General features: G+C 61.5%; 20 protein-coding genes, 1 tRNA gene and 2 pseudogenes. 5 read left to right on the top strand and 18 right to left on the bottom strand.

Going from position 1 to position 22,156, the window contains the following annotated elements; genetic code table 11:
- The first annotated feature begins 184 nt into the window (after positions 1–184).
- Complete coding sequence (gene dgcN / locus ACVJNE_RS09410) at positions 185–1,180, top strand: N-acetyltransferase DgcN (protein WP_499564973.1); 996 nt, start codon at positions 185–187, stop codon at positions 1,178–1,180.
- A gap of 3 nt (positions 1,181–1,183) precedes the next feature.
- On the opposite strand, the pseudogene ACVJNE_RS09405 reads toward dgcN, so the two are convergent.
- Positions 1,184–2,118: pseudogene (locus ACVJNE_RS09405) on the bottom strand (glycerophosphodiester phosphodiesterase family protein).
- Between the two features lie 177 nt (positions 2,119–2,295).
- On the opposite strand from ACVJNE_RS09405, the gene ACVJNE_RS09400 reads away from it, so the two are divergent.
- Positions 2,296–2,745: a DoxX family protein gene (locus ACVJNE_RS09400; protein ID WP_499564971.1), complete on the top strand. Its 450-nt coding sequence runs from the start codon at positions 2,296–2,298 to the stop codon at positions 2,743–2,745.
- Here ACVJNE_RS09400 and clpS read toward each other — a convergent pair.
- The 5 genes from clpS to ACVJNE_RS09375 form a co-directional block, all read right to left on the bottom strand.
- On the bottom strand, positions 2,723–3,034 hold the full coding sequence (gene clpS, locus ACVJNE_RS09395; protein WP_173187188.1) for an ATP-dependent Clp protease adapter ClpS: 312 nt from the start codon (positions 3,032–3,034) through the stop codon (positions 2,723–2,725). The genes ACVJNE_RS09400 and clpS overlap by 23 nt on opposite strands.
- A 56-nt stretch (positions 3,035–3,090) precedes the next feature.
- On the bottom strand, positions 3,091–4,647 hold the full coding sequence (locus ACVJNE_RS09390; RefSeq protein WP_499564968.1) for a phospholipase D family protein: 1,557 nt from the start codon (positions 4,645–4,647) through the stop codon (positions 3,091–3,093).
- Positions 4,648–4,757: 110 nt separating this feature from the next.
- Positions 4,758–5,558 carry an FAD binding domain-containing protein gene (locus tag ACVJNE_RS09385; protein ID WP_444727275.1) on the bottom strand — a complete coding sequence of 267 codons (801 nt, stop codon included), beginning with the start codon at positions 5,556–5,558 and terminating at the stop codon, positions 4,758–4,760.
- A gap of 12 nt (positions 5,559–5,570) precedes the next feature.
- Complete coding sequence (locus ACVJNE_RS09380; protein WP_499564966.1) at positions 5,571–7,925, bottom strand: xanthine dehydrogenase family protein molybdopterin-binding subunit; 2,355 nt, start codon at positions 7,923–7,925, stop codon at positions 5,571–5,573.
- Between the two features lie 119 nt (positions 7,926–8,044).
- Positions 8,045–8,545, bottom strand: coding sequence for a (2Fe-2S)-binding protein (locus ACVJNE_RS09375; RefSeq protein ID WP_368802119.1), 501 nt, complete (start codon positions 8,543–8,545; stop codon positions 8,045–8,047).
- A gap of 267 nt (positions 8,546–8,812) precedes the next feature.
- Between ACVJNE_RS09375 and ACVJNE_RS09370 the strand changes: the two genes are divergently transcribed.
- Positions 8,813–8,888, top strand: a tRNA-Thr gene (locus ACVJNE_RS09370).
- A 91-nt stretch (positions 8,889–8,979) separates the two neighbouring features.
- Here ACVJNE_RS09370 and ACVJNE_RS09365 read toward each other — a convergent pair.
- The 3 genes from ACVJNE_RS09365 to ACVJNE_RS09355 form a co-directional block, all read right to left on the bottom strand.
- Complete coding sequence (locus ACVJNE_RS09365) at positions 8,980–9,624, bottom strand: hypothetical protein (protein ID WP_499564963.1); 645 nt, start codon at positions 9,622–9,624, stop codon at positions 8,980–8,982.
- Positions 9,625–9,857: 233 nt separating this feature from the next.
- Positions 9,858–10,088, bottom strand: coding sequence for a hypothetical protein (locus tag ACVJNE_RS09360; RefSeq protein ID WP_499564961.1), 231 nt, complete (start codon positions 10,086–10,088; stop codon positions 9,858–9,860).
- 131 nt (positions 10,089–10,219) lie between these two features.
- Positions 10,220–10,414, bottom strand: coding sequence for a short-chain fatty acyl-CoA regulator family protein (locus ACVJNE_RS09355; RefSeq protein ID WP_499564959.1), 195 nt, complete (start codon positions 10,412–10,414; stop codon positions 10,220–10,222).
- On the opposite strand from ACVJNE_RS09355, the pseudogene ACVJNE_RS09350 reads away from it, so the two are divergent.
- Positions 10,406–10,802 (top strand): annotated as a pseudogene (locus tag ACVJNE_RS09350) (IS5 family transposase); the annotation flags it as partial. The gene ACVJNE_RS09355 and the pseudogene ACVJNE_RS09350 sit on opposite strands and share 9 nt — an antisense overlap.
- Here the strand turns inward: ACVJNE_RS09350 and ACVJNE_RS09345 are convergent.
- The 8 genes from ACVJNE_RS09345 to ACVJNE_RS09310 form a co-directional block, all read right to left on the bottom strand.
- Positions 10,799–12,346, bottom strand: a complete 1,548-nt coding sequence (locus ACVJNE_RS09345) for an acetolactate synthase large subunit (protein ID WP_499564957.1) — start codon at positions 12,344–12,346, stop codon at positions 10,799–10,801. The pseudogene ACVJNE_RS09350 and the gene ACVJNE_RS09345 overlap by 4 nt on opposite strands.
- Before the next feature lie 106 nt (positions 12,347–12,452).
- Entirely contained in the window at positions 12,453–13,247 is a 795-nt protein-coding gene (locus ACVJNE_RS09340; protein WP_173194742.1) for an ABC transporter permease, read from the bottom strand.
- Between the two features lie 3 nt (positions 13,248–13,250).
- Positions 13,251–14,132 (bottom strand): ABC transporter permease, encoded by an 882-nt coding sequence (locus tag ACVJNE_RS09335; protein WP_499564955.1) that lies wholly within the window; start codon positions 14,130–14,132, stop codon positions 13,251–13,253.
- A gap of 36 nt (positions 14,133–14,168) precedes the next feature.
- Positions 14,169–15,017: an amidohydrolase family protein gene (locus ACVJNE_RS09330; RefSeq protein ID WP_421927194.1), complete on the bottom strand. Its 849-nt coding sequence runs from the start codon at positions 15,015–15,017 to the stop codon at positions 14,169–14,171.
- A complete protein-coding gene (locus ACVJNE_RS09325) occupies positions 15,014–16,456 on the bottom strand; it encodes an amidase (protein ID WP_499564952.1) in 1,443 nt (480 codons plus the stop codon). Before ACVJNE_RS09325 ends, ACVJNE_RS09330 begins: the two co-directional genes overlap by 4 nt.
- 13 nt (positions 16,457–16,469) lie before the next feature.
- Positions 16,470–18,074 carry a class I adenylate-forming enzyme family protein gene (locus ACVJNE_RS09320; RefSeq protein WP_499564950.1) on the bottom strand — a complete coding sequence of 535 codons (1,605 nt, stop codon included), beginning with the start codon at positions 18,072–18,074 and terminating at the stop codon, positions 16,470–16,472.
- 139 nt (positions 18,075–18,213) lie between these two features.
- Positions 18,214–19,269, bottom strand: coding sequence for an extracellular solute-binding protein (locus ACVJNE_RS09315; protein WP_499564948.1), 1,056 nt, complete (start codon positions 19,267–19,269; stop codon positions 18,214–18,216).
- 68 nt (positions 19,270–19,337) lie between these two features.
- A complete protein-coding gene (locus tag ACVJNE_RS09310) occupies positions 19,338–20,372 on the bottom strand; it encodes an ABC transporter ATP-binding protein (protein WP_499564946.1) in 1,035 nt (344 codons plus the stop codon).
- A 242-nt stretch (positions 20,373–20,614) separates the two neighbouring features.
- Between ACVJNE_RS09310 and ACVJNE_RS09305 the strand changes: the two genes are divergently transcribed.
- A complete protein-coding gene (locus ACVJNE_RS09305) occupies positions 20,615–21,553 on the top strand; it encodes a LysR substrate-binding domain-containing protein (protein ID WP_499564944.1) in 939 nt (312 codons plus the stop codon).
- A gap of 81 nt (positions 21,554–21,634) precedes the next feature.
- Here ACVJNE_RS09305 and ACVJNE_RS09300 read toward each other — a convergent pair whose 3' ends face one another.
- The gene (locus ACVJNE_RS09300) at positions 21,635–21,937 is read right to left on the bottom strand and encodes a DUF1684 domain-containing protein (RefSeq protein ID WP_499565453.1); all 303 of its coding nucleotides are present in this window, start codon (positions 21,935–21,937) and stop codon (positions 21,635–21,637) included.
- Positions 21,938–22,156: the final 219 nt, after the last annotated feature.

Genomic DNA, 22,156 nt, shown 5'->3' with positions numbered 1-22,156 from the left:
GCCCGGATATGGCCCGGTTCTGTGATCGCTTGATGAATGTTCCCCTGCGTTGACCCTTTGGTCAAGAAATACCTTCGCAGCCGGCTAAAGGGAGCGGCTTTGCTGGCCCATCATGGGGGGCATGACGCGCGCGCGCGACACTGCTATTGCTGCGCCAAACATTGAAACGAAAGGCAGACAGCCGATGCTCAAGACGCCCTATCTCCTCTTTCTCGGCGACGCGCCGGACCAGCTTGCCGCGAAGGTTGCCCAGGGCATCAAGGACTGGCGGCCGGAGTTCTCGCTCGGCCAGCTCAAGCTGGAGGGCTGCAAGGCCGAGCTAGGCCTTCCCAACATGACGATCGCCGAGGCCAAGGCCGCAGGCGCGCAGACGCTCGTCGTTGGAGCCGCCAATCGCGGCGGCGTCATTTCGGACGCCTGGATCGCCACGCTGATCGAGGCGATCGAGGCCGGCATGGACATCGCCTCCGGCCTGCACAACCTGCTGCGCGATCGCAAGGAACTGGTTGACGCGGCGGCGAAGGCCGGCGTCCAGCTCTTCGACGTGCGCGTTCCGACGGTCGAGTACCCGATCGCTGACGGCAAGAAGCGCACCGGCAAGCGCTGTCTGGCGGTCGGCACCGATTGCTCGGTAGGCAAGATGTACACCGCGCTTGCGATGGAAAAGGAAATGCGGGCGCGGGGCCTGAAGGCCAGCTTCCGCGCAACCGGACAGACCGGCATCCTGATCACCGGCTCCGGCGTGCCGCTCGATGCGGTGGTGGCGGACTTCATGGCCGGCGCGATCGAGTGGCTGACGCCCGACAACGAGGCGGACCACTGGGACCTCATCGAGGGCCAGGGCAGCCTGTTCCACCCGTCTTATTCCGGTGTGACGCTGGCGCTGGTGCATGGCGGCCAGCCGGACACGCTGGTGCTATGCCACGAGCCGACCCGCACACATATGCGCGGCCTGCCGCACTACCAGCTCCCGTCTCTCGAAACGCTGAGGGATACCGCGCTGGACATGGCGCGCGTGGTCAATCCCGACGTCAAGGTGATCGGCATATCGGTCAACACGGCAGGAATGTCGGTGGACGAGGCGCGCAGTTACCTCGCAGAGGTCGAGCAGCGCATGGGCCTGCCTGCGGTTGATCCGTTCCGCGACGGTGCGGCCCGTCTGGTCGACGCGCTGGGCTGACGCTTATCGGCTTGCGAGCGCGGGGCCGATGATCTCGATCCGGTTGGTCCAGACATAGCCGTCGAAGCTGGCCGGGACGCGATCCAGCGTCTTGAGGTCGTCGATGCCGGCGGTTCCCGGATCGCCGGCACTGTACGGCCCAAGCAGAATGATCTCGCTGCCGACGGCGGCGAGACGCTGCTGGAAGCGGTTCGGCCAGCCCCATAGCCACGGCGCGACGTTGATCGGAACCATTACCATCGTGTCCCGGCAGGCCTCCGGCACATAGCCGGACCATCCGAGCGCGGCCAGGTCTTCAGCGCCGGCAGGCGTTTCTGGGCCGCGAGCGTGGGGGCGTGGCCGCCATAAGCGTCCCAAAGCGACGCCCTCCACTCCGACTCCCGCTCCGCAAGATCGGCGAGCATCGCCGCCTCGCGCTCTTCGTTGGACTTGAAATTGATCAGGAAGCGGCGCTCCGGCATGGCGGCCAGCACGTCCGTCAGCGACGGCATCAACCCCACGCCCTTGCCGCGCAGGGGAAAAGTCTCGCCGCCGCCGGCGCTATAGCCGTAGCCGACGTCCAGCGTTTTCAGATAGGCCATGTCGTGGCTGCGCGTCTCGCCAGTGCCCTCCGTCCGGCAGTCGACCGTCCAGTCATGCATGACGGCGAACTGGCCATGGGTGGTCGGATGAACGTCTAGTTCGACGATTTCGGCGCCGGCAGCGAACGCGGCCTGCATGGACGGTATCGTGTTTTCGAAGAGGCCGTGCTCGGGCGGATGGATACGCAACGCCGTGCAGGTGTCGCTGTCGAGGTCGGTGCGATCGAAGGTGTGGTGAACGCCACGATGCGCGATCAGCTTCACGGCTGGCGTATCGGGTGCGACGGCCAACCATGAGGCGTTCCAGAAATAGATCGCGAGCACGACGAGCAGCGCAAGCGCGGCAAATTTCTTCATCGGCTATCCCCTTCGGCAACAACCGAGGATAGATGCGGCGAGTGTGAACGAATTGAGGCACCGGCGCGCTTCGCTGTTCACAACCCTTCCGCGAGAAATTTTCGAACGCATGTCGGGTACCCGGCGGTGCGTGCGTCCTTGAGGCAGCAGCAACGAAGCCTCGTGAAGGAGGGACACATGAACACGACCGCGACGCTCTGGGCAGGCCGCATTCTTTCGGGCCTTTTCGTACTCTTCATGCTGGGTGCTTCCGTGACACCCAAGCTTACCGGCATGCCGGTGGCGGAAGACACCATGGCGCAGCTTGGCTGGCCGGCAGGCTACGCCATGATGATCGGCGTCATCGAACTCGTCTGCGTGATCCTCTACGTCTACCCGAGGACGAGCGTATTCGGTGCGGTGCTGAACATGGGACTGCTCGGGGGCGCGATGGCGACGCAGGTGCGCGCCGAAAGCCCGCTCTTCAGCCACATCCTGTTCAGCCTCTACCTCGGCCTGTTCATGTGGGGTGGGCTGTGGTTGCGGGACCCGCGTCTGCGCGCGATCTTCCCCTTTGCCAACGCACGGCCGCAGCCAGCGGCTGCTCGCGATCCGGAAACTGGTCTCACTCCTCCGGCTCGGTCGTGAACAGGAGCGGGTAGCCCTTGGCGCGACCCGCATCTGTCGCCCGCGTCGCCTTGGTTTCAGCCACATCCCGCGTAAAGACAGCCACGACGCAGACACCGCGTTGGTGTGCGGTGATCATGACACGATGTGCCTGATCCTCGCTCATACGGAACTCGCCCTTGAGCACGGTGACCACGAACTCGCGCGGGGTGAAATCGTCATTGACGAGGATCACCTTGTGCAGTCGTGGCCGCTCGATCTTCGGCTTGGTCCTGGTTTTCGGCGTCGTGGTTGGGTTGCTCGTTGGCATGACGGTTCCGCTCGTACGTCAGCGAAGCCGCATTGTCGCATTGGCGGGCGAGCCGGTCAAAGCTGCGATTCGATCGGCAGCCATGAGACGATCCTGGCGATGATACGACGCGTTAAACCTGCCTCCGGCTCCCGATCGTAGATCTCCATCTTGCCATCACGCTCGCCTTCCCAACGCAGGTCTCCCTCGGCATCGAGATAGACGCGATAACTCATGGAGGGCGCCGTTTCCTCGGCGAAGACCTCACGCATCTGGCCGACGAGCCCTTCGTCCGCAAACAGCACGCCCATTTCCGTATTGAGCGACGCGGACCGTGGATCGAAGTTGAACGATCCGACGAAGCCGGTCGTGCCGTCCACGGTGAAGGCCTTGGTATGCAGGCTCGCCGCACTCGAGCCGAACAGCGACATGTCCGACGGCCGGGCATGCGGCTGCAGCTCGAAGAGCCGTACGCCTCCGGCAAGCAGTTGCGGACGGTAGGGCGCGTAGCCGCCATGGACCGCGGCGACGTCGGTGGCGGCGAGCGAGTTGGTGAGCACGGCCACGTCGACACCGTTCCTGACCATGCCGGTGAGGCCGCCCGTTCCTTCCACACCGGGCACGAAATACGGCGACGTGATTTCCACGGAGCGGTCCGCGGAAGCGATGACCGGCATCAGCGTGGTCATCATCCAGTTATCCGGATTCTTGGCCAGCGCCTTTTCCGGCGGATCCGAAATGACCTTGGCTTCGCTTGTCCAGTAGGTCGGCAAGCCGCCGTCGAGCATGGAGAGCACCGATATGCGTTCCAGAGCCCGATCGACATAGGGTGCTGCCTCACCGGTTCTGGACAGTTGGGAAAGACCTTTCTGCAGCGTTTCCAGTCCGCCTTCGCGCGCCGTGGCAAGTGCGCCGATCGGCATTGAGACGTCGCTGTTCCAGAAGCTGTCAAAGATGACTTCCGTCTGTCTGACCACCGGTCCCATCATGAGCATGTCGATGTCGCGGAAGTTGGACGTTTCGGCCGCATCGAAATACTCGTCGCCGATGTTGCGCCCGCCGATGATGGCGAGCCTGCCATCCGCGATCCACGCCTTGTTGTGCATGCGCCGCGTCACGCTGAAAGCGCGCAGAACCATTTCAAGCCCACGCCGCAGCCCGCCATCGCGGGCCCGGCTGGGGTTGAACAGCCGAACGGAAATGCCGGGATGCGCATCTAGCGCCAGATAGATGCTGTCCTTGCCGGTGGCGTTGATGTCGTCGAGCAGAAGCCGGACGCGCACGCCGCGATCGGCGGCTCCAATGAGCTCATTGGCGAGGAGACGCCCGGTCAGGTCGTCCAGCCAGTAATAATACATGAGGTCGAGACTGCGGGCCGCCACGCGGGCGGTCAGGGCGCGCGCTGCGAAGGCATCGAGGTTGTCGGGCAGCAGGGTCAGGCCGCTGCGGCCATGCTGCGCTTCGACGCGCGGCCCGATGCCGCGATCCAGGACGGTGAAGGCCGGGTCGGTAGGCAGCGCCGACATGTCCTCGCCACGGGCATGGCGAGCGAAATGGCCATAGGAAAGCGCGGCGAGGAACGACGCCGCAACGAGAACGAGCGCACCGACCAGCAGAATCACGAACATGCGCATCGCCGCATCGCAGCTAGGAATTGACCGTATCCATCATAGCCATCCCCTGCGCCTTGCCAAGGAGAAGGGGCGGAGCAGCCCCTTCCCTCGCCTTCGCGGAATGCCGCCCGTCACCCGTTTGCCGAGGCCACCGCGCGCTTGGCCATGACGACGACCAGATTGGCACGATATTCGGCGTTCGCGTGGATGTCGCTCATCAGCGTTCCGGCGGACACGGAAACGCCCTCCAGTGCAGAGGCGTCGAACTTCTTGGACAATGCCGCCTCGATTTCCTTCGAGCGGAAGACACCGTCCTCTCCAGCCCCAGTCACCGCCACGCGCACGCCATCTTTCGCCTTGGCAACGAACACGCCGGTCATCGCATAACGTGAAGCCGGATTCGGGAATTTCGCATAGCCGCATTTTGCCGGCGCTGTGAAGGTGACGGCAGTGATGACCTCGTCATCCTTGAGCGCTGTCTCGAACAGGCCGGTGAAGAACTTGTCCGCGGCGATCTCGCGCTTGTTGGTGACGATGGTGGCCCCTAGCGCAAGCAGCGCCGCCGGATAGTCGGCCGCCGGATCGTTGTTGGCCACCGATCCGCCTATCGTGCCCATGTGGCGCACATGCGGGTCGCCGATATGCGCCGCCAGATGACAGATCGCCGGGCAGACGGATGCGAGCTTGGCGTTCGTGGCGACCTCGGCATGTGTCGTGGCCGCACCGATCGTCACGGTCTTTCCGGAAATCTTCACGCCTTTCAGCTCGGGCACATGGCGCAGGTCGACAAGATCGGACGGGGCCGCAAGCCGCGTCTTCATTGCCGGAATCAGGGTCATGCCCCCGGAGACGAACTTGCCGTCATCCGCCTTCTTGAGAAGCTTCACGGCGTCGGCGACGGAGGAAGCGCGATGATAGTTGGTGGAATACATGGTCGTGTCTCCTCAGTGCTTCGTCGCGGCCTTGAACGCCGACCAGACCTTCTGCGCCGTCGCCGGCATGGCCAGGTCGTTGTTGCCGATTGCATTCGTGATGGCGTTGATGACCGCCGGCGGCGAGCCGATCGCGCCCGCTTCGCCACAGCCCTTGATACCGAGCGGGTTGCCCGGGCACGGCGTGTTCGAGGTCGAGACCTTGAAGGACGGCAGATCGTCAGCACGCGGCATGGTGTAGTCCATGTAGCTGGCCGTCAGAAGCTGGCCTGACGCGGGATCGTAGTGGGCGCCTTCCAGCAACGCCTGGCCGATGCCCTGCGCGATGCCGCCATGCACCTGCCCCTCGACGATCATCGGGTTGATGATATTGCCGAAATCGTCAGCCGCCACGAACTGCACAATCTCGGTCTCGCCCGTATCGGGATCGACCTCGACCTCGCAGATGTAGCAGCCGGCCGGGAAGGTGAAGTTGGTCGGATCGTAGAACGCGCCTTCCTTCAGGCCCGGTTCCATGCCGCCGGGCAGGTTGTGGGCCGTGTAGGCGGCCAGCGCGAGCTGGAACCACGGCACCGACTTGTCCGTGCCGGCCACTTTGAGTTCGCCGTTCTCGATCACGATGTCGCCCTCGTCTGCCTCCATCAGATGGGCGGCGATCTTCTTCGCCTTGGCCTCGACCTTGTCGAGCGCCTTGACGACCGCCGACATGCCGACCGCACCTGAGCGCGAGCCGTAGGTTCCCATGCCCATCTGTACCTTGTCGGTATCGCCATGGACGATGGAGACGGAGTCGATCGGCACGCCAAAGCGATCCGCCACGAGTTGCGAGAACGTCGTCTCGTGACCCTGGCCGTGGCTGTGCGAACCGGTCAGCACCTCGATGGTGCCCACCGCATTGACACGCACTTCCGCGCTTTCCCAAAGGCCGACGCCGGCGCCGAGCGACCCCACTGCGGCCGACGGCGCGATGCCGCAGGCCTCGATGTAGCAGCTCATGCCGATGCCGCGCAGTTTGCCGGCCTTCTTCGCCTTTTCACGGCGTTTCTCGAAGCCGGCGTAGTCGGCCTCCTTCATGGCCGCCTCCAGCGAGGTCTCGTAGTCGCCGGCATCGTAGGCCATGATCACGGGCGTCTGGTAAGGGAACTCGCGGATGAAGTTCTTGCGCCGCAGTTCCGCAGGCGAAACGCCAAGCTCGCGCGCAGCCGTCTCGACCACCCGCTCCAGCAGATAGGTCGCTTCGGGCCGCCCGGCCCCGCGATAGGCGTCGACCGGCGCCGTGTTTGTATAGACAGCGCGCACATTGGCGTGGATCGCCGGAATGGCGTACTGGCCCGACAGCAGCGTGGCGTAGAGATAGGTCGGCACCGAGGACGAGAACAAAGACATGTAGGCGCCGAAATTGGCGACCGTGTCGACCTTCAATGCCGTCATCCTGTTGTCGGCGTCGAAGGCAAGCTGCACTTCGGATACGTGGTCCCGACCGTGCGCATCGGTCAGGAAGCTTTCGGTGCGGTCAGCCACCCATTTGACCGGCACACCGGCGCGCTTGGAGGCCCACAGACAGACGATCTCCTCGGGATAGATGAAGATCTTGGAGCCAAAGCCGCCGCCGACATCGGGCGCGATCACCCGCAGCTTGTTCTCCGGCGCGACATTGTAGAAGGCGCTCATCACCAGTCGCGCGACGTGCGGGTTCTGCGACGTCGTCCAGCAGGTGTAGTGATCCTCGCCCTTGTCGTAGTGGCCAAGCGCCGCACGCGGTTCCATCGCGTTTGGCACCAGCCGGTTGTTGACGATGTGCATCTTCGTGACGTGGGCCGCCTTGGCGATCGCCGCGTCGGTCGCAGCGGAATCGCCAATCTCCCAGTCATAGATGAGGTTGCCATCCGCTTCCGGGTGAAGCTGCGGCGCGCCTTTCTTGAGCGCCTCGACCGCATCCGCGACGGATTTCTTCTCCTTGTAGGTAACCTCGACCGCCTCTGCGGCGTCCCGCGCCTGGCCCTTCGTCTCGGCGACCACGATCGCCACGGCGTCGCCTACATAGCGCACGCGGTCGACGGCCATCGGAGACCATGCGCCCATCTTCATGGGCGTGCCGTCCTTGGAATGAATCATCCAGCCGCAGATCAGATTACCGATCCCGTCGGCCTTGATCTCCTTGCCGGTCAGCACCGCGATCACGCCCGGCATCGCCTGCGCGGCCTTCACGTCGATCTTCTTGATGTCGGCATGAGCGTGCGGCGAACGCACGAATGCGGCATGTTTCATGCCCGGCACGACCATATCGTCGACATAGCGGCCCGAGCCGGTGATGAACCTCTTGTCTTCCTTGCGCGCAACGCGTGCGCCGATACCTTCAATTCCCATTGCTTCCTCCTCCGGAAGAAAGGGCAGTCGGGGAGTAAGGCAATAAGGCAGTAGGTAGGCCCGACACTTCGACAGGTATTTCCTACTGCCTTAATGCCCTACTGCCCTACTCCCGTTATTCAAGCAGCTTTCTTCGTCTTGCCCTTGCCGGCCTTGCCCATCGCCTTGGAGGCGGCAAGGATGGCCTTGACGATATTGTGATAGCCCGTGCAGCGGCAGATGTTGCCCTCGAGCTCGGCGCGCACGGTCTTTTCGTCCAGACCTTCGGGATGGCGCGCGATCATGTCGGTGGCCGCCATGATCATGCCCGGCGTGCAGAAGCCGCATTGAAGGCCGTGATGTTCCCTGAAAGCCGCCTGCACGGGATGCAGGTCCGCGCCGTTCGCCAGCCCTTCGATGGTGACGATGTCCGATCCAGATGCCTGTGCTGCCAGGATCGAGCAGGACTTTACCGCCTTGCCGTCCATGTGAACGACACAGGCGCCGCACTGCGAGGTATCGCAGCCGACATGCGTGCCCGTCATCCCAAGATGCTCGCGCAGGTAGTGCACGAGCAAGGTGCGATCTTCCACGGTTCCGGACACCTTGCGCCCGTTCACCACCATTTCGACTTGCGACATGAATCTCCTCCAGATTGCCGGCCGGGCAAAACGCCTCTGGAGAATGGGGTCCGGACGCGCCTTACCTGAGGGCAGATTACCGCGCCTCGGCAAAGAGTCCATGGGGCCAAGGTCATAAGCGCAATAGATTTTTGGACATCAGGCAAACGCGACGTGCGGCACCTGAACTACACACGCGCAAAATGGCCAATCTCGCGCTTGTCTTTCGCGCGCAATGACGCTATCACGCGCGCACTTTCGGCAGATGCGCAATCGCGCTGCCGAGGCGCCGCTTTAGCTCAGTTGGTAGAGCACATCATTCGTAATGATGGGGTCAGGTGTTCGAGTCACCTAAGCGGCACCACTTTTCTCAATAAAATCAAATACTTACGAAACTTATGCGGCTGGCAACTTATTTGGACCCGCACCCAAATAAGGAAAATCGACATCCATTGTCAGCGCGCTGGGTAATCGGATTTCTTCTCAATCGGGACCATGAACGACTCTGAGCCGAACTGCCCCATCTGCAAGAGGAACCCGCCATCCTTGAAAAACATGACGTGTAACCAGAGCCAGTTGCGGAGGCTCTGAACATCCGCTTCTAGCGCTGACAACTCCTGCTCCACTTGCGCCTGTGTTAGACGTTCTGGGTGCCTCTCATGAATGAGGCTGCTCGCACGCGAGAACATTTCCCGCAGCATTGCAGCACTGAGGTCAAGGCCTGCAGCAGCTCCTTCACCCCCTTCAAACACTATGTCGAAGCCGTCCTGTGGTTTGCCCAAGCGCTGAGCTTGCGGTAGCCGCAAGAGACCTTTTCTTTCTAGCCACCCTAGTAACTTGTCGGCGTCTTGGGTTCGCTGCTCACTCAGCAACTGCCTGTTCCGGAATTCGACGCCGCTGAGGGCCGCGAAAGCCACACCTTCAACGATCTTTCTGACGTGCAATGCTAGGCGCTCTGCTCGCTGTAACGGCGTCTCATGGTCCACCATTTCTGAAGCAGAAAGAAAGCGGTTCCGGATGATCACCATGGATTGCCTGTAAGCGTCCGCCGCTCCCATGCGATGCTCATACACGGGCTGGCTAGCAATTGTGTCGGGCATTGGCTTTTCGAGCTAATGTTGAAGAAGTGCGTATGCGGCAACAAGGTAGGACACCGCGATCATTACGTATGCTATTTGAAGTGCAGTCATCTTGGGTAGTTCCCTGTTAAAAGATGACTCTCTTCAATAGTCAGATTTCTACGTTTGTCGTCCCCCAAAGCGCTCAAACTCCATGATTTACAGGTGTACACAACCTGTGATCACTTTGTGGAAAAGCCTCTTGACAGCTACCGCTACCGCGCCCGCTTCAGTTCCTCGACCATAGCTGCGAAGCGCCCTTCGTCGGGCGCGCTGCTTTTCGGACGGAAGGGCGCACCGTCGTCCGACAGCAGGAAATCGGCCACCAGCGCGCCAATCGACTTCAGTCCCATGCTGGTCCGCGCAATGGCAAGCTCGCCACTCCCTGCGTCCTCGACCTCGAACTCCACGCTTTGCGCAATCAGCGCGGCAGCAGCCGGGGCCATTCTGCGGTCAACACCGGCCTGCTCAACCTCGTCCAGCAGGGCGCGGCTGGCGACAGCTTCGCTACTTTGAACCAGGCAAGGAACCTCAAGAAAGTCGTGGCTTCCCGGATTCCTTATATCTTCGTGCTATGTCAGGCCGTCGAATACGGCACGAATGAACTTTGGCGGTCGTCGATGACCAGTGTCTTCGTGATCGGCGGGAACGCACGCTGAGAGCAGCCGGAGCGTTCGCACACCTTGCAGCCGGCGCCGATCAACGTTCGTGCGGCGGGGTCATTCTGGACAATGCCTTGCGAATAGACAAGCCGGTCGGCGTGGAGATCCACGCACTTGTCGACGCCAAAGGCAGACCGATCAAGCTGACGCTCACCGCAGGGCAGAAGAGCGACATCGGCTCCGCAGCAGGTATGATCGCCGACCTGCCTGATGGTGCAATGCTGCTGGCGGACAAGGGCTACGATGCCAATGTGTTACGCGCCGCCGTGAAGGAAAAAGGCTTGGGCCAACATCCCGCCTAAAGCCAACCGCAAGTATCCGATCTGCTTCAGCCCCTTCCTCTACAAAGCACGCAATCTCGTCGAGCGTTTCTTCAACAAGGCCAAGCAGTTCCGCCGCGTCGCCACTCGCTATGACAAGCTGGCCGAGAACTATCTCGCGGCCCTCAAACTCGTCTCGATCCGCATCTGGCTACGCGATTATGAGTCTACGTCCTAGATCATCGCCTCGATCAGGAAAGGCCCCTTGTTTGCGAGCGCCCCGTCCAGAAGCTTGCAGAATTCCTCGATCGTTGTCGCGCGGCCGGCCTCAACCCCCATCCCGCGAGCCATCAGGCACCAGTCGAGATCCGGGCTATCGAGGTTCAGCATGGCGCGTGCATTCCTGCCGAGTTTGTTCACGCCGACATTGCGCATCTCGCCCTGAAGGATCGCGTAAGAGCGGTTTGCGTAGATGATGGTGACGACATCGAGATTTTCCCGCGCCTGCGTCCACAGCCCCTGCGCCGTGTACATCCCGCTCCCGTCCGCCTGCAGCAGGATGACCTTTCGGTCGGGCCGCGCCAGCGCCGCGCCGATCGACAGCGGAATGCCGATGCCGATCGCCCCACCGGTCAATGACAGATGATCGTGCGGATGAGTGCCCGACGAAAGCTGGCCGAACCCGCGCCCGGATGTGATCGCCTCATCGCAGATGATCGCGTTTTCAGGCATTCGCCGGGCGAGCGCCTGGCTGATCGTTTCCGGCGTCAGGTCGCCGGTGGGTTCCTCCATTTCAGCTTGTGTCAATGCGTTCAGTGCGGGCTTGGTCGACCCGGCGCCCAGTTCGGAACAAAGAAGTTCCAGCGTCTGGAGAAGGTCGGCTTCCGGCCCGCCGAGGTCGATGACCTTGCAATCGGGCGGCAGGATGAGACTGGGCATGCCGGGATAAGCAAAGAATGCGACAGGCGCGCCCTTGCCAACACAGATCGCAACCTCAAATTCCGCCAGTGCTGCAACCGCCATGCCGACTGGATAGGGAATCGGCTTAATCGATGCGCGTCCGGCGCCGCACTCATGCCTGGCTGAATTCTGCGAAAAAAGCTGTGCGCCGGTCGCCGCCGCGATTTTCCCTGCGACCTCCAGCGTGTCCGCGCGAAGCGCCCTGCCCGCAAGAATGATCGCCGCGCGTTTTCCACCCGTCAGCGCCACGGCAACCTCGCTGATCTGTTCGGGGGCGGCCGGCACTGCGGCAGGCACTTCGACCGGCCGAAGATCCTCGGGCTCCGTATCGCCCCACGCCGCATCTGCGGGCAGGATCATCGTCGATACGCCGCAACGGCTTACAGCCGCGCGATAAGCATCTTCCGTCACACGGCGCATGTCCGCCGCGGTTTCAACCCGGCCAACCCACTGGGACATCGGCCGTGCCAGGCTTTCAATGTCGCTGGTCAGTGGCGCATCGTACTGCAGGTGGTATGTTGCATGATCGCCGACGACGTTGATGACGGGTGTGTCGGCGCGGCGCGCATTGTGCAGGTTTGCCAACCCATTCGCGAGGCCCGGCCCGAGATGCAGGAGCGTAGCCGCCGGCTTGTCCGCCATGCGCGCATAGCCATCGGCAGCACCGGTCACCACGCCCTCGAAAAGACCCAGCACGCAGCGCATCTCCGGCTTTCGATCGAGGGCGGCGACGAAATGCATCTCCGAGGTGCCCGGATTGGCAAAGCACATGTCGACGCCATTGGTCAAAAGCACATCGCAAAGCTTGTCGGCACCGTTCATCTCATCTCTCCCATGGCACTTCGGTTCATCGCGCGGCGATGAAAAGCAACTTGTCCGCGCGCCGCAATGATCCAGGGCGGATGATCCGGTTGCTATCGTACTCGGCCTATTTGCGATCCGGTTCGACAAAAAACTCCAGGCCGACCAGCCGCTCGAGGAGAATGACCAGCAGCAGCGTCATCACGACGAGCACCGTCGAAATCGCGGCAACCACCGGCGTGCCGCTCTCCTGAATAAAGGAGTAGGTCTCGACAGGGAGTGTCGTGATGAACGGGCCGACGAGAAACATGGTCACCGTCACCTCATCGAAGGACAGGATGAAGCTGAACAGAAGCGCGGTGATGATCCCCGGGCGCACCAGCGGCAGGGTCACGTGCCGGAACGTATACCAGTTCCGTGCTCCCATACTCATGGACGCCTCTTCCAGTTCCCTGTCCAGCTTGCGCAGGCTCACGGAAATGGGCCGGTAGGCATACGGCAAGGTGATGATGCAGTGGACGAGAAGCAGCCCGGCAAAGGTGCCGTAGCCGCCGATCATCATCAAGAGCGACAGCATGGCGACGCCCAGTGCTGCGTGCGGAAAAAGAAGCGGTGTCATCACCGCGACTTCGAAGTAGCGCGTGAAGGCAGTTTGCCGGCGCGAGACGGCCAGCGCAGCGAGGAAAGCCACCGTGGTACTCAACAAGGCGCCGGCGATCGCCAACCCAAGGCTCACCACCAGAGCGCGCAGCCAGCGTGCATCCGTCAGGAATTCCTGGTACCAGCGTAGCGACAGTTCACCTGGCGGGAACTGGATGTAGCCGTCGTGGCTGAAGGACGCCGCAGCGACGATAATAATCGGCGCAGGCATGAACAGCAGGACCGCCCAGATGCCGATCGTATCCCATCTCTGCTTCAGCATCGCCTAGCTCCCCTTCTGATCCATGAAGCGCGACAGCTTGCGTTCGAGTGCCTGCAACGGGAGCACAACGGCCAGTCCGGCGAGCAGGAGGAGGAAGGCAAGCATGGAGGCTTTTGGGAAATTGAAGGTCTGGATGACCTCCTGATACATCTGCGTTCCCATCATCCTGTCGCGTACGCCGCCGAGCAGAATCGGCGTCACGATGGCACCCGTCGACATGAGATAGACGAGCATCGTTCCCGTGATGATCCCCGGAACGGTCAAAGGCAGCGTGACACGAAAGAAAGTGTGGTAGCTGCGCGCGCCCAGACTGGCGCTCGCTTCCTCCAGACGGCGGTCGAGATGCAGCATGACCGACAGGATGGAGATGATCATGAACGGGATCAGAATGTGAACCAGTCCGATGACGACACCCGTGGTGTTGAACATCATCCGTACCGGCCGTTCGATAAGCCCGGCCCAGGCAAGAAACTCGTTGATCAGGCCTTTGGGACCGAGGATGACCATCCAGCCGTAAGTGCGAACAACAATCGATACCAACCACGGCAGGATGATCAATATCATCAGGTGGCTGCGGTTGCCCTTGTAGCGCCACATCGCGTAGGCGATCGGATACCCAATCACGACGCACAGTGCAGCTACCAGCAGCGACACGCGAATTGTCCTGAACAGGATGTCGCGGTAGTCGGCACGGGAAAAAAAGTCGGTATAGAGCGCCAGGCTCAGCCGGCCCTCATCGACGAAAGACGAGGCGATGAGCTGCACCACGCTCACGCCAAACAGGCCAAGCAACAAAACAGCGGGTGCCAGCAGCAACAACCTGCCCCACGCCTCGCGTCCGGGGCCGCGCATCTTCTGTCTGAACGCCAAATCCGTTGAAGACATCCGCCCTCCTCCCGTGCCGACCGGCCCAATTCCATTTCAAAGACGCAGGAAACGCTTTGCGTTCTCGTACAGCCATTTGCGCTTTACCGTTTCGTCCAGCGGCAGGGCGTTGATTTCGTCCACGCACCATTCGACCGGCATAAGCGGAAACGAGGAGCCGAAAATGATGCGGTCCTGCAGGATGGATTTGCCGTAGGCCAAGAGCCCCTCATAGCCCGAACCCGGCGTGTTGAGATATTTGGGTCGTACCGCAACCAGGCCGATATGGACGTTGGCATGACGCCAGGCGACACCGATCAGCTCATGGACCCACGGGAAGCCGGGCGGCCCGGCGCAGACGCGAAGCTCGGGAAAATGCACCATGACCTCGTCCAGCAGCGCCGGCCGGCCATACTCCATGAGTGTGGAAGTGGCGAAGTTGATCGACGTGTGGAGATTGACCGGAATGTCGAGCTCGATGCACTTGGCATAGAGCGGATACATACGCGGATCGTTGATCGCCAGCTTGTGCTCGAAACACTGTAGATTGAGCCCCTTGAGCCCGAGATCGCGCACGGCATGCTCAAGCTCCCGGACCGCGGCTATCCCCTTGTGCGGATCGACACCCGCAAAGCCGATGAAACGCTCCCCCTGCTTGCGGCAGAAGGCAGCGACGTCCTCGTTGGAAATCTTCCAGCCGAAGGTCGATTCGAGATCGCGCGCTTTGACCACGACATGCTGCGCGCCCGCGGCGTCATAGGCCGACAGATAATCTTCGAGTGTCGCCGGACGGGACTGTGCCGCCTTCTCACTCGCGCCGTACACCGTTCTGTACCGGTGCAAATGACCTGTCGCAGTTTGCGTGAATTCTGGCACCGGCGGCCGGCTTGCGTAGTCGATGATCATTGCGGGTTTCCTTCAACGGCAAGAGCCGGCCAGCGGTCCGCCCAGGGCGAAAGCGACTCGATCGCAGCGGCGATCGACAAAAGAAGTGGTTCGGAATGCCACGGTCCGACGATCTGCAGTCCGACGGGCAGGCCCGCGCCGGAAAAACCGCATGGCACCGATATGGCCGGGTTGCCGGAGGGATTGAACGGGATTGTGTAGCAATACCAGGTTTCACGAAGTGGACCGAGCGTATTGCCGTCGATCACCAGCGGCTCGTTGGAGCGTTGCTCGATGTCGAGCGAAGGTACGGAGACCGTCGGCGTGACAAGGACATCGGCATCCGCGAAAAGCGATTGCATGCTGCGGTAGTGCCGCGTGCGATCGGCGATGGCATGGGCGACTTCCTCACCGCTGAATGCGCGCCCCTGCTCCAGCCCTTCGACAAGGGCCGGATCCATCCTGTCGCGCCATCGATCAAGCAGATGGCCGAACCGGGCGGCCTGATAGGCGCGCATCAGCTTCAAGGCGGCAGCAAGGTTCCAGTCCCCGATGGGATCGTCGCCCCTGACCTCGGCACCTTCGCCCTCAAGGCGCGCCACCATACTGGCGCACAGCCGTTCGACCTCCGGGTCGAGATAGCTGTTTTGCGTCCTTGGCAGATAGCGGATGCGAAGGCCTTTCAGGACACCGATCGGATCGGACGGCAGATTTACGGGCCCGGCATTGCCCGCCAGAGACCAGGGGTCACGCGGGTCAGGCCCGTGCATGACGGAGTACAGCAAGGCCGTATCCGACACCGAGCGCGCCATCGCGCCAATGCAGGTCAGCGAGCCGAAGAGATCGGAATTGGTCTCGTGCGGCACCGCGCCGATAGTTGGCTTCAATCCGACGATGCCACAGCAAGATGCCGGGATGCGGCCAGAGCCTGCACCGTCCGTCGAGACAGCAAGCGGCGAAAAGCCCATGGCCGCGCTGACAGCCGCGCCGCCGCTGGAACCGCCGGGGCTCTTCGACACATCCCAGGGATTGCGCGTGTAGCCGTAGGCGGGGCTGTCCGTCAGAACCTTGTGCCCGAACTCCGGCGTCGTCGTCTTGCCGATAATGATGGCTCCCGCCGCCCGCAGTCGTGCCACCGCTTCCGCATCCTCGGCGGGAACATTGTCGGCAAATGCGTGCGAGCCGAAGGCCGTGACCATGCCTCTCGTCGCCACGAGGTCCTTTACCGATACGGGAACCCCGTGCAGCGATCCCACTGCGGTTCCCGACGCGAGCGCATTGTCCGCCGCATCAGCAGCCTTCAACGCCCCTTCTGCATCCAGCAGTGCGAACGCATTGACCTGGCCATCCAGTGTCTGGATGCGCGTCAAGAAGGCTTCGACGACATCACGGGAGGACATTTCCCGGGCACGAATTCGCGATGCAAGTTGACCCGCCGGAAGGCGCCATATGCTGGTCATTGCGGTCTCTCCTTCAGCGCCACACCTTGTCGACGCGATCGAACGAACCCGTTCGAAGATCTTCCTTGGCCTTGATGAGTTCTCCCTTGGCAATTTTCTCCGATGGCGTTCGGGGAAGACTCTCGACGATCTCGTAGTAACGCGGCACCTTGAACGCGGCGAGGTTGGCGACACAATGCGCCATCGCCGCTTCCACAACCGCGTCGGCCTCGTCCTGGGGAACGGCCGGGACGATGTAGGCTTTCACCTCCTGACCGCGAAGATCGTCCGGAACACCCACTACGGCGGCATCGAGAACGCCCGGCCCGTCGCGCAAAACCGCCTCGACTTCTCTTGCGGCAACGTTTTCGCCCGCACGCCGCACCATGTCCTTCTTGCGGCCGACGATGTAGAAAAAGCCCTTTTCATCCTGCCGGAAAAGATCGCCGGTGCGGAACCACTCGCCGAAGAAGCTCTCCTTGTTGGCCTCGGGCTTCTTGTAATAGCCCTGCATGATGCCGAGGCCCCGGACCACCAGTTCGCCCTCTTCCCCTCGCGCGACGTCGATACCCTCATCATCGACGATCCGGCACTCGCGAAACGGCGCGGGAATGCCACATGAGCCGGAGCCGACCATCTCCGTGTGTTCAAGCGGCATATAAAGCGTCGGTCCGACTTCGGTCATGCCGAAGGCCTCCATCGCAGGAAGATTGAACCGGCGACGGAGATCGGCATGAATCTGCTTTCGGACCCCATAGATGTTGGCGCGACGCACGACCAGTTCGTGGTCCTGCGGTGAAGGCGGCTGCTTGTAGGCGATCTCAGGAAACAGGCAAAAATGGATCCTGTGCTCGCGAAGCCAGCCCGCGAAGCGGCTGGAGCTTTGCCTGTTCGCCACGAACAGCGTCGCGCGCTGGTGAAAGGCCAGCAGCATCAGCCATTGAGGATCGAGATAGAAGAAGGGGGTCGACGCGAACACGCGCTCATAGCGTCGGCCGTCACGCAAACCGTTGACGAAACTTGCCATGACCCAATAGCGGTGCGTGAGCATGCACCCCTTGGGAAAGCCGGTGGTGCCGGATGTGTACTGGATATTCATCAGGTCGTCCGGATCGACCTCGTAGTCGAGCGAGACGGCGATGGGCTGGCCAGCCCCCATATCGCTCCAGGAGCGGTATGTTTCGGCCGCGCCGACGACTGCAATCCTGTCGGCCGTGATCTTGATCTCGCCAAATGACGACAGTTGCCCGGCCAGAGCAGCGTGGTCGGCGTGAACGATCAGGAATTCGGCTTCGGAGTCCGTGACCACGTAATGAAGCTCGCGCGCCGTATAGCGCGTGTTGACCGGCGCCATCACCGCCCCGATCCGGGCAAGCGCCAGCCATATGATCGGCATCTCAGGGATATTGGGAAGCATTGCGGCTACATGCGTTCCGCGCGTCACACCCCAGCTCAGCAAGGTATTGACCGCCTGCCCGACCTTTTCGACCAGTTCGGAATAGGTCAGCGTTTCTCCCAACTCGAAGAAATTCAGCGCGTCACGCCCGCCCGCCTCTGCCGCCGCCTGATCGAGAAGAGCGCCGATGTTTCTTGGGAGCTGTGCCCCCTCAAGCGCGTCCCGCCGACCTTGCGGGTTCATTCGAGAAAGCGCGTCGACAAACGTTTCAACAGGCAAAGGGGCATCAATAACAGGGGACATCGTCGCACTGTTCCTCAATCTGGGTAGGGTTCTGGTCTTGATAGATGGCCGCGCCACGTCGCCATGGCGCGGCAAGCCGTTATTCGACAGCGCCGATGAGCTGTTCGAGCATGTTGATGCGATCGCGCTCCTGTTCGGCGATGTACTGCCAGTCGGGCTGATAAACGCGTTCCATCAGCTCCTTGAACGTCATGCCCATCTGTTCTTCAGCCTCTGGAGGGAGGACCGCGTTGGAGTTGAGCGGAAGGTAGCCACCCAGGATCGAGCCGCGAAGCTGGGGTTCGGCCCTCGACACGAAGTCCAGAAACTTCTTCGTGTCCTCCAGCCGCTTCGCCCCTTTCGGAACGACCAGCATGTACGGGATCATCAGAACGCCTTCCTTCGGCGAGACCATGGTCACGTTTTCAGCGCCTTGCTGGCGCAGGTGCCAGACCCGGCCGGAATAATAAGGCCCGGCGGCTATTTCGCCGCGCGTCAGGAGATTGTTCATATGCGCGATCGAGCTGTAGGTCGTCAGCGTGTTGGCGGCCACCTTCTTCAGCAGTTCGAGGCCCGGCTCCGGGTTGCGCTCGTCGCCACCCATCGCCTTGGCCATGATTGGCAGATCATAGGATGACAGATAGATCGGGCGCGTGATCGCCAGAAGATCACGCCATTTCTCGTCGCCGAGATTGCTCCACGAACTGAACTCTTCCGGCTTGGCCAGGTCGGTGTTGACCGCGATTCCGTAATACATGAAATACGGGCTAACGCCTGCCAGCTTCCCGTCTTCGCTGCGCATCAGATAGTCGGGATTGGTTTCTGCGGAAGTCGGAATATCGGCGGGATCGAACAACTCGATCATGCCGTCCTTCAGCAGGTTGGCACCCTGCGGATAGGTCACCATGACCGCATGATATTGCGGGTCGCCTGCCTGCGTGCGCAATTGTGCTTCCGGCGTGGGCACGGGCACGATACGCACGTCGAGACCCGTTTCCTCCTTGAAGGGTTTTGCGAAGGCTTCCTCCCACACGGCTTCAACGCCGCCACCCCACGTTGCGATGAGCAACTCTTCCGACGCAGCGGGGCCGATGCCTGTAGCCAACGCGAGGAACGAAACCCCGGCAATGCATTTTGCTTTCAGTAAGTTCGGCATATCTTCCTCTCCCATTGTTAAGCATCGTTGCGATGTTGCGGCTGCATCTGCGGCCTGCTCGCAGAGATTCAGGCAAGCGGGACCAGCGCCATGCTGTCGTCGCTCCAGCCGACATAGACGTCCTGGCCGGTTTCGAATTGCTGCGTTCCAACCTGGGTGTTGGGCGTCAGGACGATGAGTTCGCCAATCGTCGGCGCCTCTTTCAGTGTCACCACGTAACGCGTGTTTGCGCCGACGTAGGAACACTCCGTCACCAGGCCTGGAAGCGCCGTTGCACCCGCGGTTTCGTGCGCAATGGACACGTGTTCGGGGCGCACCGAAATGCCGACCCGCTCGCCCGCGCTCAGGTAATAAGGGGTTCGCAACCGCGCCTCCCGGCCAAGTTCCGGGATCGAAACCTGCAAACCGTCATCGAACGCTGAAGCCACACTTCCCTCGAAAAAGTTCGTATCGCCCACGAACCGGGCGACAAAAGGCGTCAGCGGGCTTGCGTAGATCGCCTGTGGCTCCCCCAATTGCTCGACCTTCCCGTTATTCATCACGGCGATGCGGTCCGACATCGCCAGAGCTTCCTCCTGATCGTGCGTGACGAAAATGAAGGTCGTGCCGATGCGTCTCTGGATCTGCTTGAGTTCCTGCTGCATTTGCCGTCTCAGCTTGAGATCCAGCGCACTCAGAGGCTCATCCAGAAGCAGGACCTCCGGCCGGATTACAATCGCCCGCGCAAGCGCGACGCGCTGCTTCTGGCCTCCGCTGAGTTCATGAATCTTGCGACTTTCGAACCCCTGCAGTCCGACGAGCTGCAGTGCCTCGTCCACACGCCTGACGATTTCCGCCTTGTCGACAGATCGAACCCGCAGCCCGTAGGCGACGTTTTCACCGACCGAGATGTGGGGGAACAGGGCGAGGTTCTGGAACACCATCCCGATGGGGCGGGCATAAGGAGGCCGTTCGTTGACACGAGAGCCAGCGATGCGGATTTCGCCAGATGTCGGCCTCTCGAAGCCGGCAATCATGCGCAGCAGTGTTGTCTTGCCGCATCCGCTGGGACCGAGAAGCGAGAGAAACTCCCCGCGCCGGACCGTGAACGAGACGCCGTCCACAGCACGAAATCCTCCGAATGTCTTGCGAACATTCTCGATTTCAAGCGCAAAGCTTATATCTCCGCCCGACGATCTCAACAGCACTCCTCCCGCTGTATGGCCCTGTATTCGATTCATAATCTGCCCTCAAAGCCACTTTCATCCAACAGAACACGCCGCAAGGGTGCCTGCAAATTTCAAGTGAGCGTATCTTCATAATCAAAAGTAATGTTAGATGCGACCTGACACTCGGGGACCCAGTCATGCCGATCACCCATCGTCAACTCGAAGCGTTTCGCATGTTCATGGAAACGGGCAGCGTTACCGCCGCGGCTGAAAGAATGCGGGTCACACAGCCCGCAGTCAGCAAGATTCTCGCCGGCCTGGAGATGGACCTGAAACTGCAGCTTTTCATCCGCGAGAAGAAGCGCCTGGTGCCAACCGACGAGGCCGAGCTTCTTCACCAGGAGGTTCTACGCATTATGTCGTCGCTGGCCGAGGTCGAGAATTTCGCCGACGATCTGCGCAACCTGCGCGCCGGCGAGCTACGCATAGCGACTGCCGCCTCGGTCGGGCAAACGCTGATCGCCGATACGATCGCGCATTTCTCCGCTCAGCACCCGAAGACCCGAATGCTCTTCTACATCACCAGCGGCGTTGGCCATTCGGTGATGACCCAACAGGTGGATATCGGCTTTTCGTTCCTGAGGTTCCAGCACCCCCTCCTCCACACGCAGCCACTCTTCTATTCCCGCGCGGTGTGCATCGTTCCCGCCGGTCACCGTCTTGCGGAGAAGGAAGTGGTGAGCCCGGAAGACCTGAGGGATGAGCAGTTCATCTCCTTCATGCGTGACAGCCGGATGCGGCACATCATCGACGCGCTGTTTGAAAGCAGGGGTGTGGCACGCCAAACACAATACGATGTCTATTCCTCCGGAGAGGCCTGCGCTCTGGTCGAGCGCGGCGTGGGCGTGAGCATCGTCGAGCCGCTTGGGGTTGCCTACCGGCAGCCACCCGGCATTGCCGTTTGCAGACTGGAGCCGGCCATCCACTTCACCTTCAATATGCTGCTGCCGCGCTTCAAGAAAGCGTCGCGCCTTACAGATCACTTTGTGGCAGACCTGAAGACGCGCATCGTGCAGTTCGGCAGGCTTGAGGATCCAAGGGGGTTGCGAGAAGTCGAGCTCGCAGATGAGACGTAGAGGTAGACCCGAAACACTTCCGTTCTTCCAGCCGCCTTTCCGCTGTCGATGGACACTGCCCTGTGCATAAACTGACGGCGGTCAAGAAGCGCCCTTTGCTTCGCTTTGAAATGTCATCGTCCTAACCACCTGTTGCGGGGGTAATTCTCCCCCCGCGAGGACCTGGAAGTCGAGTTGATTTTCAGGAGGGACCACCGGGCAGGTGACGACGTTCGTGAATGCGCATGGCAGCGCAACCACATAGTTCAAATCGATCCAGTCGATGCAGATTTTCGTATCATCAGCGAGCTGCAACTCGATGACGCGGTCGGCTCCGTAGGTGACTGGGCCGCTGCTTCTCTCGCGAATGTGCGCTACGGGCTGTACGCTTGGGGGCGCTGACATCTGCAAGACGGATCGAGGCCTAATCTCCTAGCGTTTTGGGCAAAGGCGGCCAACAATCTGCAGAGCGACAACGCAGCCTTACTGAGGCGCAATTCGATCCCGCTAAGGCGCGAAACGTATCGGCCTAAGAGCCCGTCTCGAAAGGGTTGAGTAGCTGGCGCGGTCGTGATTCCGAATTGGGTGTCGAAGCCTATTCGGAGAGACCTGATGTGGACGCCA

The organism is Mesorhizobium sp. DxT (genome assembly GCF_058448885.1).
Note: the sequence above shows the minus strand (reverse complement) of the source record. Positions and strands in the feature narration are given on the sequence as shown.

Coding starts and splice junctions, on each gene's coding strand:
- ACVJNE_RS09305 (WP_499564944.1), top strand. CDS start 20,615: ATGCCGATCACCCATCGTCAACTCGAAGCGTTTCGCATGTTCATGGAA.
- ACVJNE_RS09335 (WP_499564955.1), bottom strand. CDS start 14,132: ATGTCTTCAACGGATTTGGCGTTCAGACAGAAGATGCGCGGCCCCGGA.
- ACVJNE_RS09300 (WP_499565453.1), bottom strand. CDS start 21,937: ATGTCAGCGCCCCCAAGCGTACAGCCCGTAGCGCACATTCGCGAGAGA.
- ACVJNE_RS09380 (WP_499564966.1), bottom strand. CDS start 7,925: ATGGGAATTGAAGGTATCGGCGCACGCGTTGCGCGCAAGGAAGACAAG.
- ACVJNE_RS09375 (WP_368802119.1), bottom strand. CDS start 8,545: ATGTCGCAAGTCGAAATGGTGGTGAACGGGCGCAAGGTGTCCGGAACC.
- ACVJNE_RS09320 (WP_499564950.1), bottom strand. CDS start 18,074: ATGAACCCGCAAGGTCGGCGGGACGCGCTTGAGGGGGCACAGCTCCCA.
- ACVJNE_RS09345 (WP_499564957.1), bottom strand. CDS start 12,346: ATGAACGGTGCCGACAAGCTTTGCGATGTGCTTTTGACCAATGGCGTC.
- ACVJNE_RS09325 (WP_499564952.1), bottom strand. CDS start 16,456: ATGACCAGCATATGGCGCCTTCCGGCGGGTCAACTTGCATCGCGAATT.
- ACVJNE_RS09315 (WP_499564948.1), bottom strand. CDS start 19,269: ATGCCGAACTTACTGAAAGCAAAATGCATTGCCGGGGTTTCGTTCCTC.
- ACVJNE_RS09340 (WP_173194742.1), bottom strand. CDS start 13,247: ATGCTGAAGCAGAGATGGGATACGATCGGCATCTGGGCGGTCCTGCTG.
- ACVJNE_RS09390 (WP_499564968.1), bottom strand. CDS start 4,647: ATGCGCATGTTCGTGATTCTGCTGGTCGGTGCGCTCGTTCTCGTTGCG.
- ACVJNE_RS09330 (WP_421927194.1), bottom strand. CDS start 15,017: ATGATCATCGACTACGCAAGCCGGCCGCCGGTGCCAGAATTCACGCAA.
- clpS (WP_173187188.1), bottom strand. CDS start 3,034: ATGCCAACGAGCAACCCAACCACGACGCCGAAAACCAGGACCAAGCCG.
- ACVJNE_RS09365 (WP_499564963.1), bottom strand. CDS start 9,624: ATGCCCGACACAATTGCTAGCCAGCCCGTGTATGAGCATCGCATGGGA.
- ACVJNE_RS09385 (WP_444727275.1), bottom strand. CDS start 5,558: ATGTATTCCACCAACTATCATCGCGCTTCCTCCGTCGCCGACGCCGTG.
- ACVJNE_RS09360 (WP_499564961.1), bottom strand. CDS start 10,088: ATGGCCCCGGCTGCTGCCGCGCTGATTGCGCAAAGCGTGGAGTTCGAG.
- dgcN (WP_499564973.1), top strand. CDS start 185: ATGCTCAAGACGCCCTATCTCCTCTTTCTCGGCGACGCGCCGGACCAG.
- ACVJNE_RS09400 (WP_499564971.1), top strand. CDS start 2,296: ATGAACACGACCGCGACGCTCTGGGCAGGCCGCATTCTTTCGGGCCTT.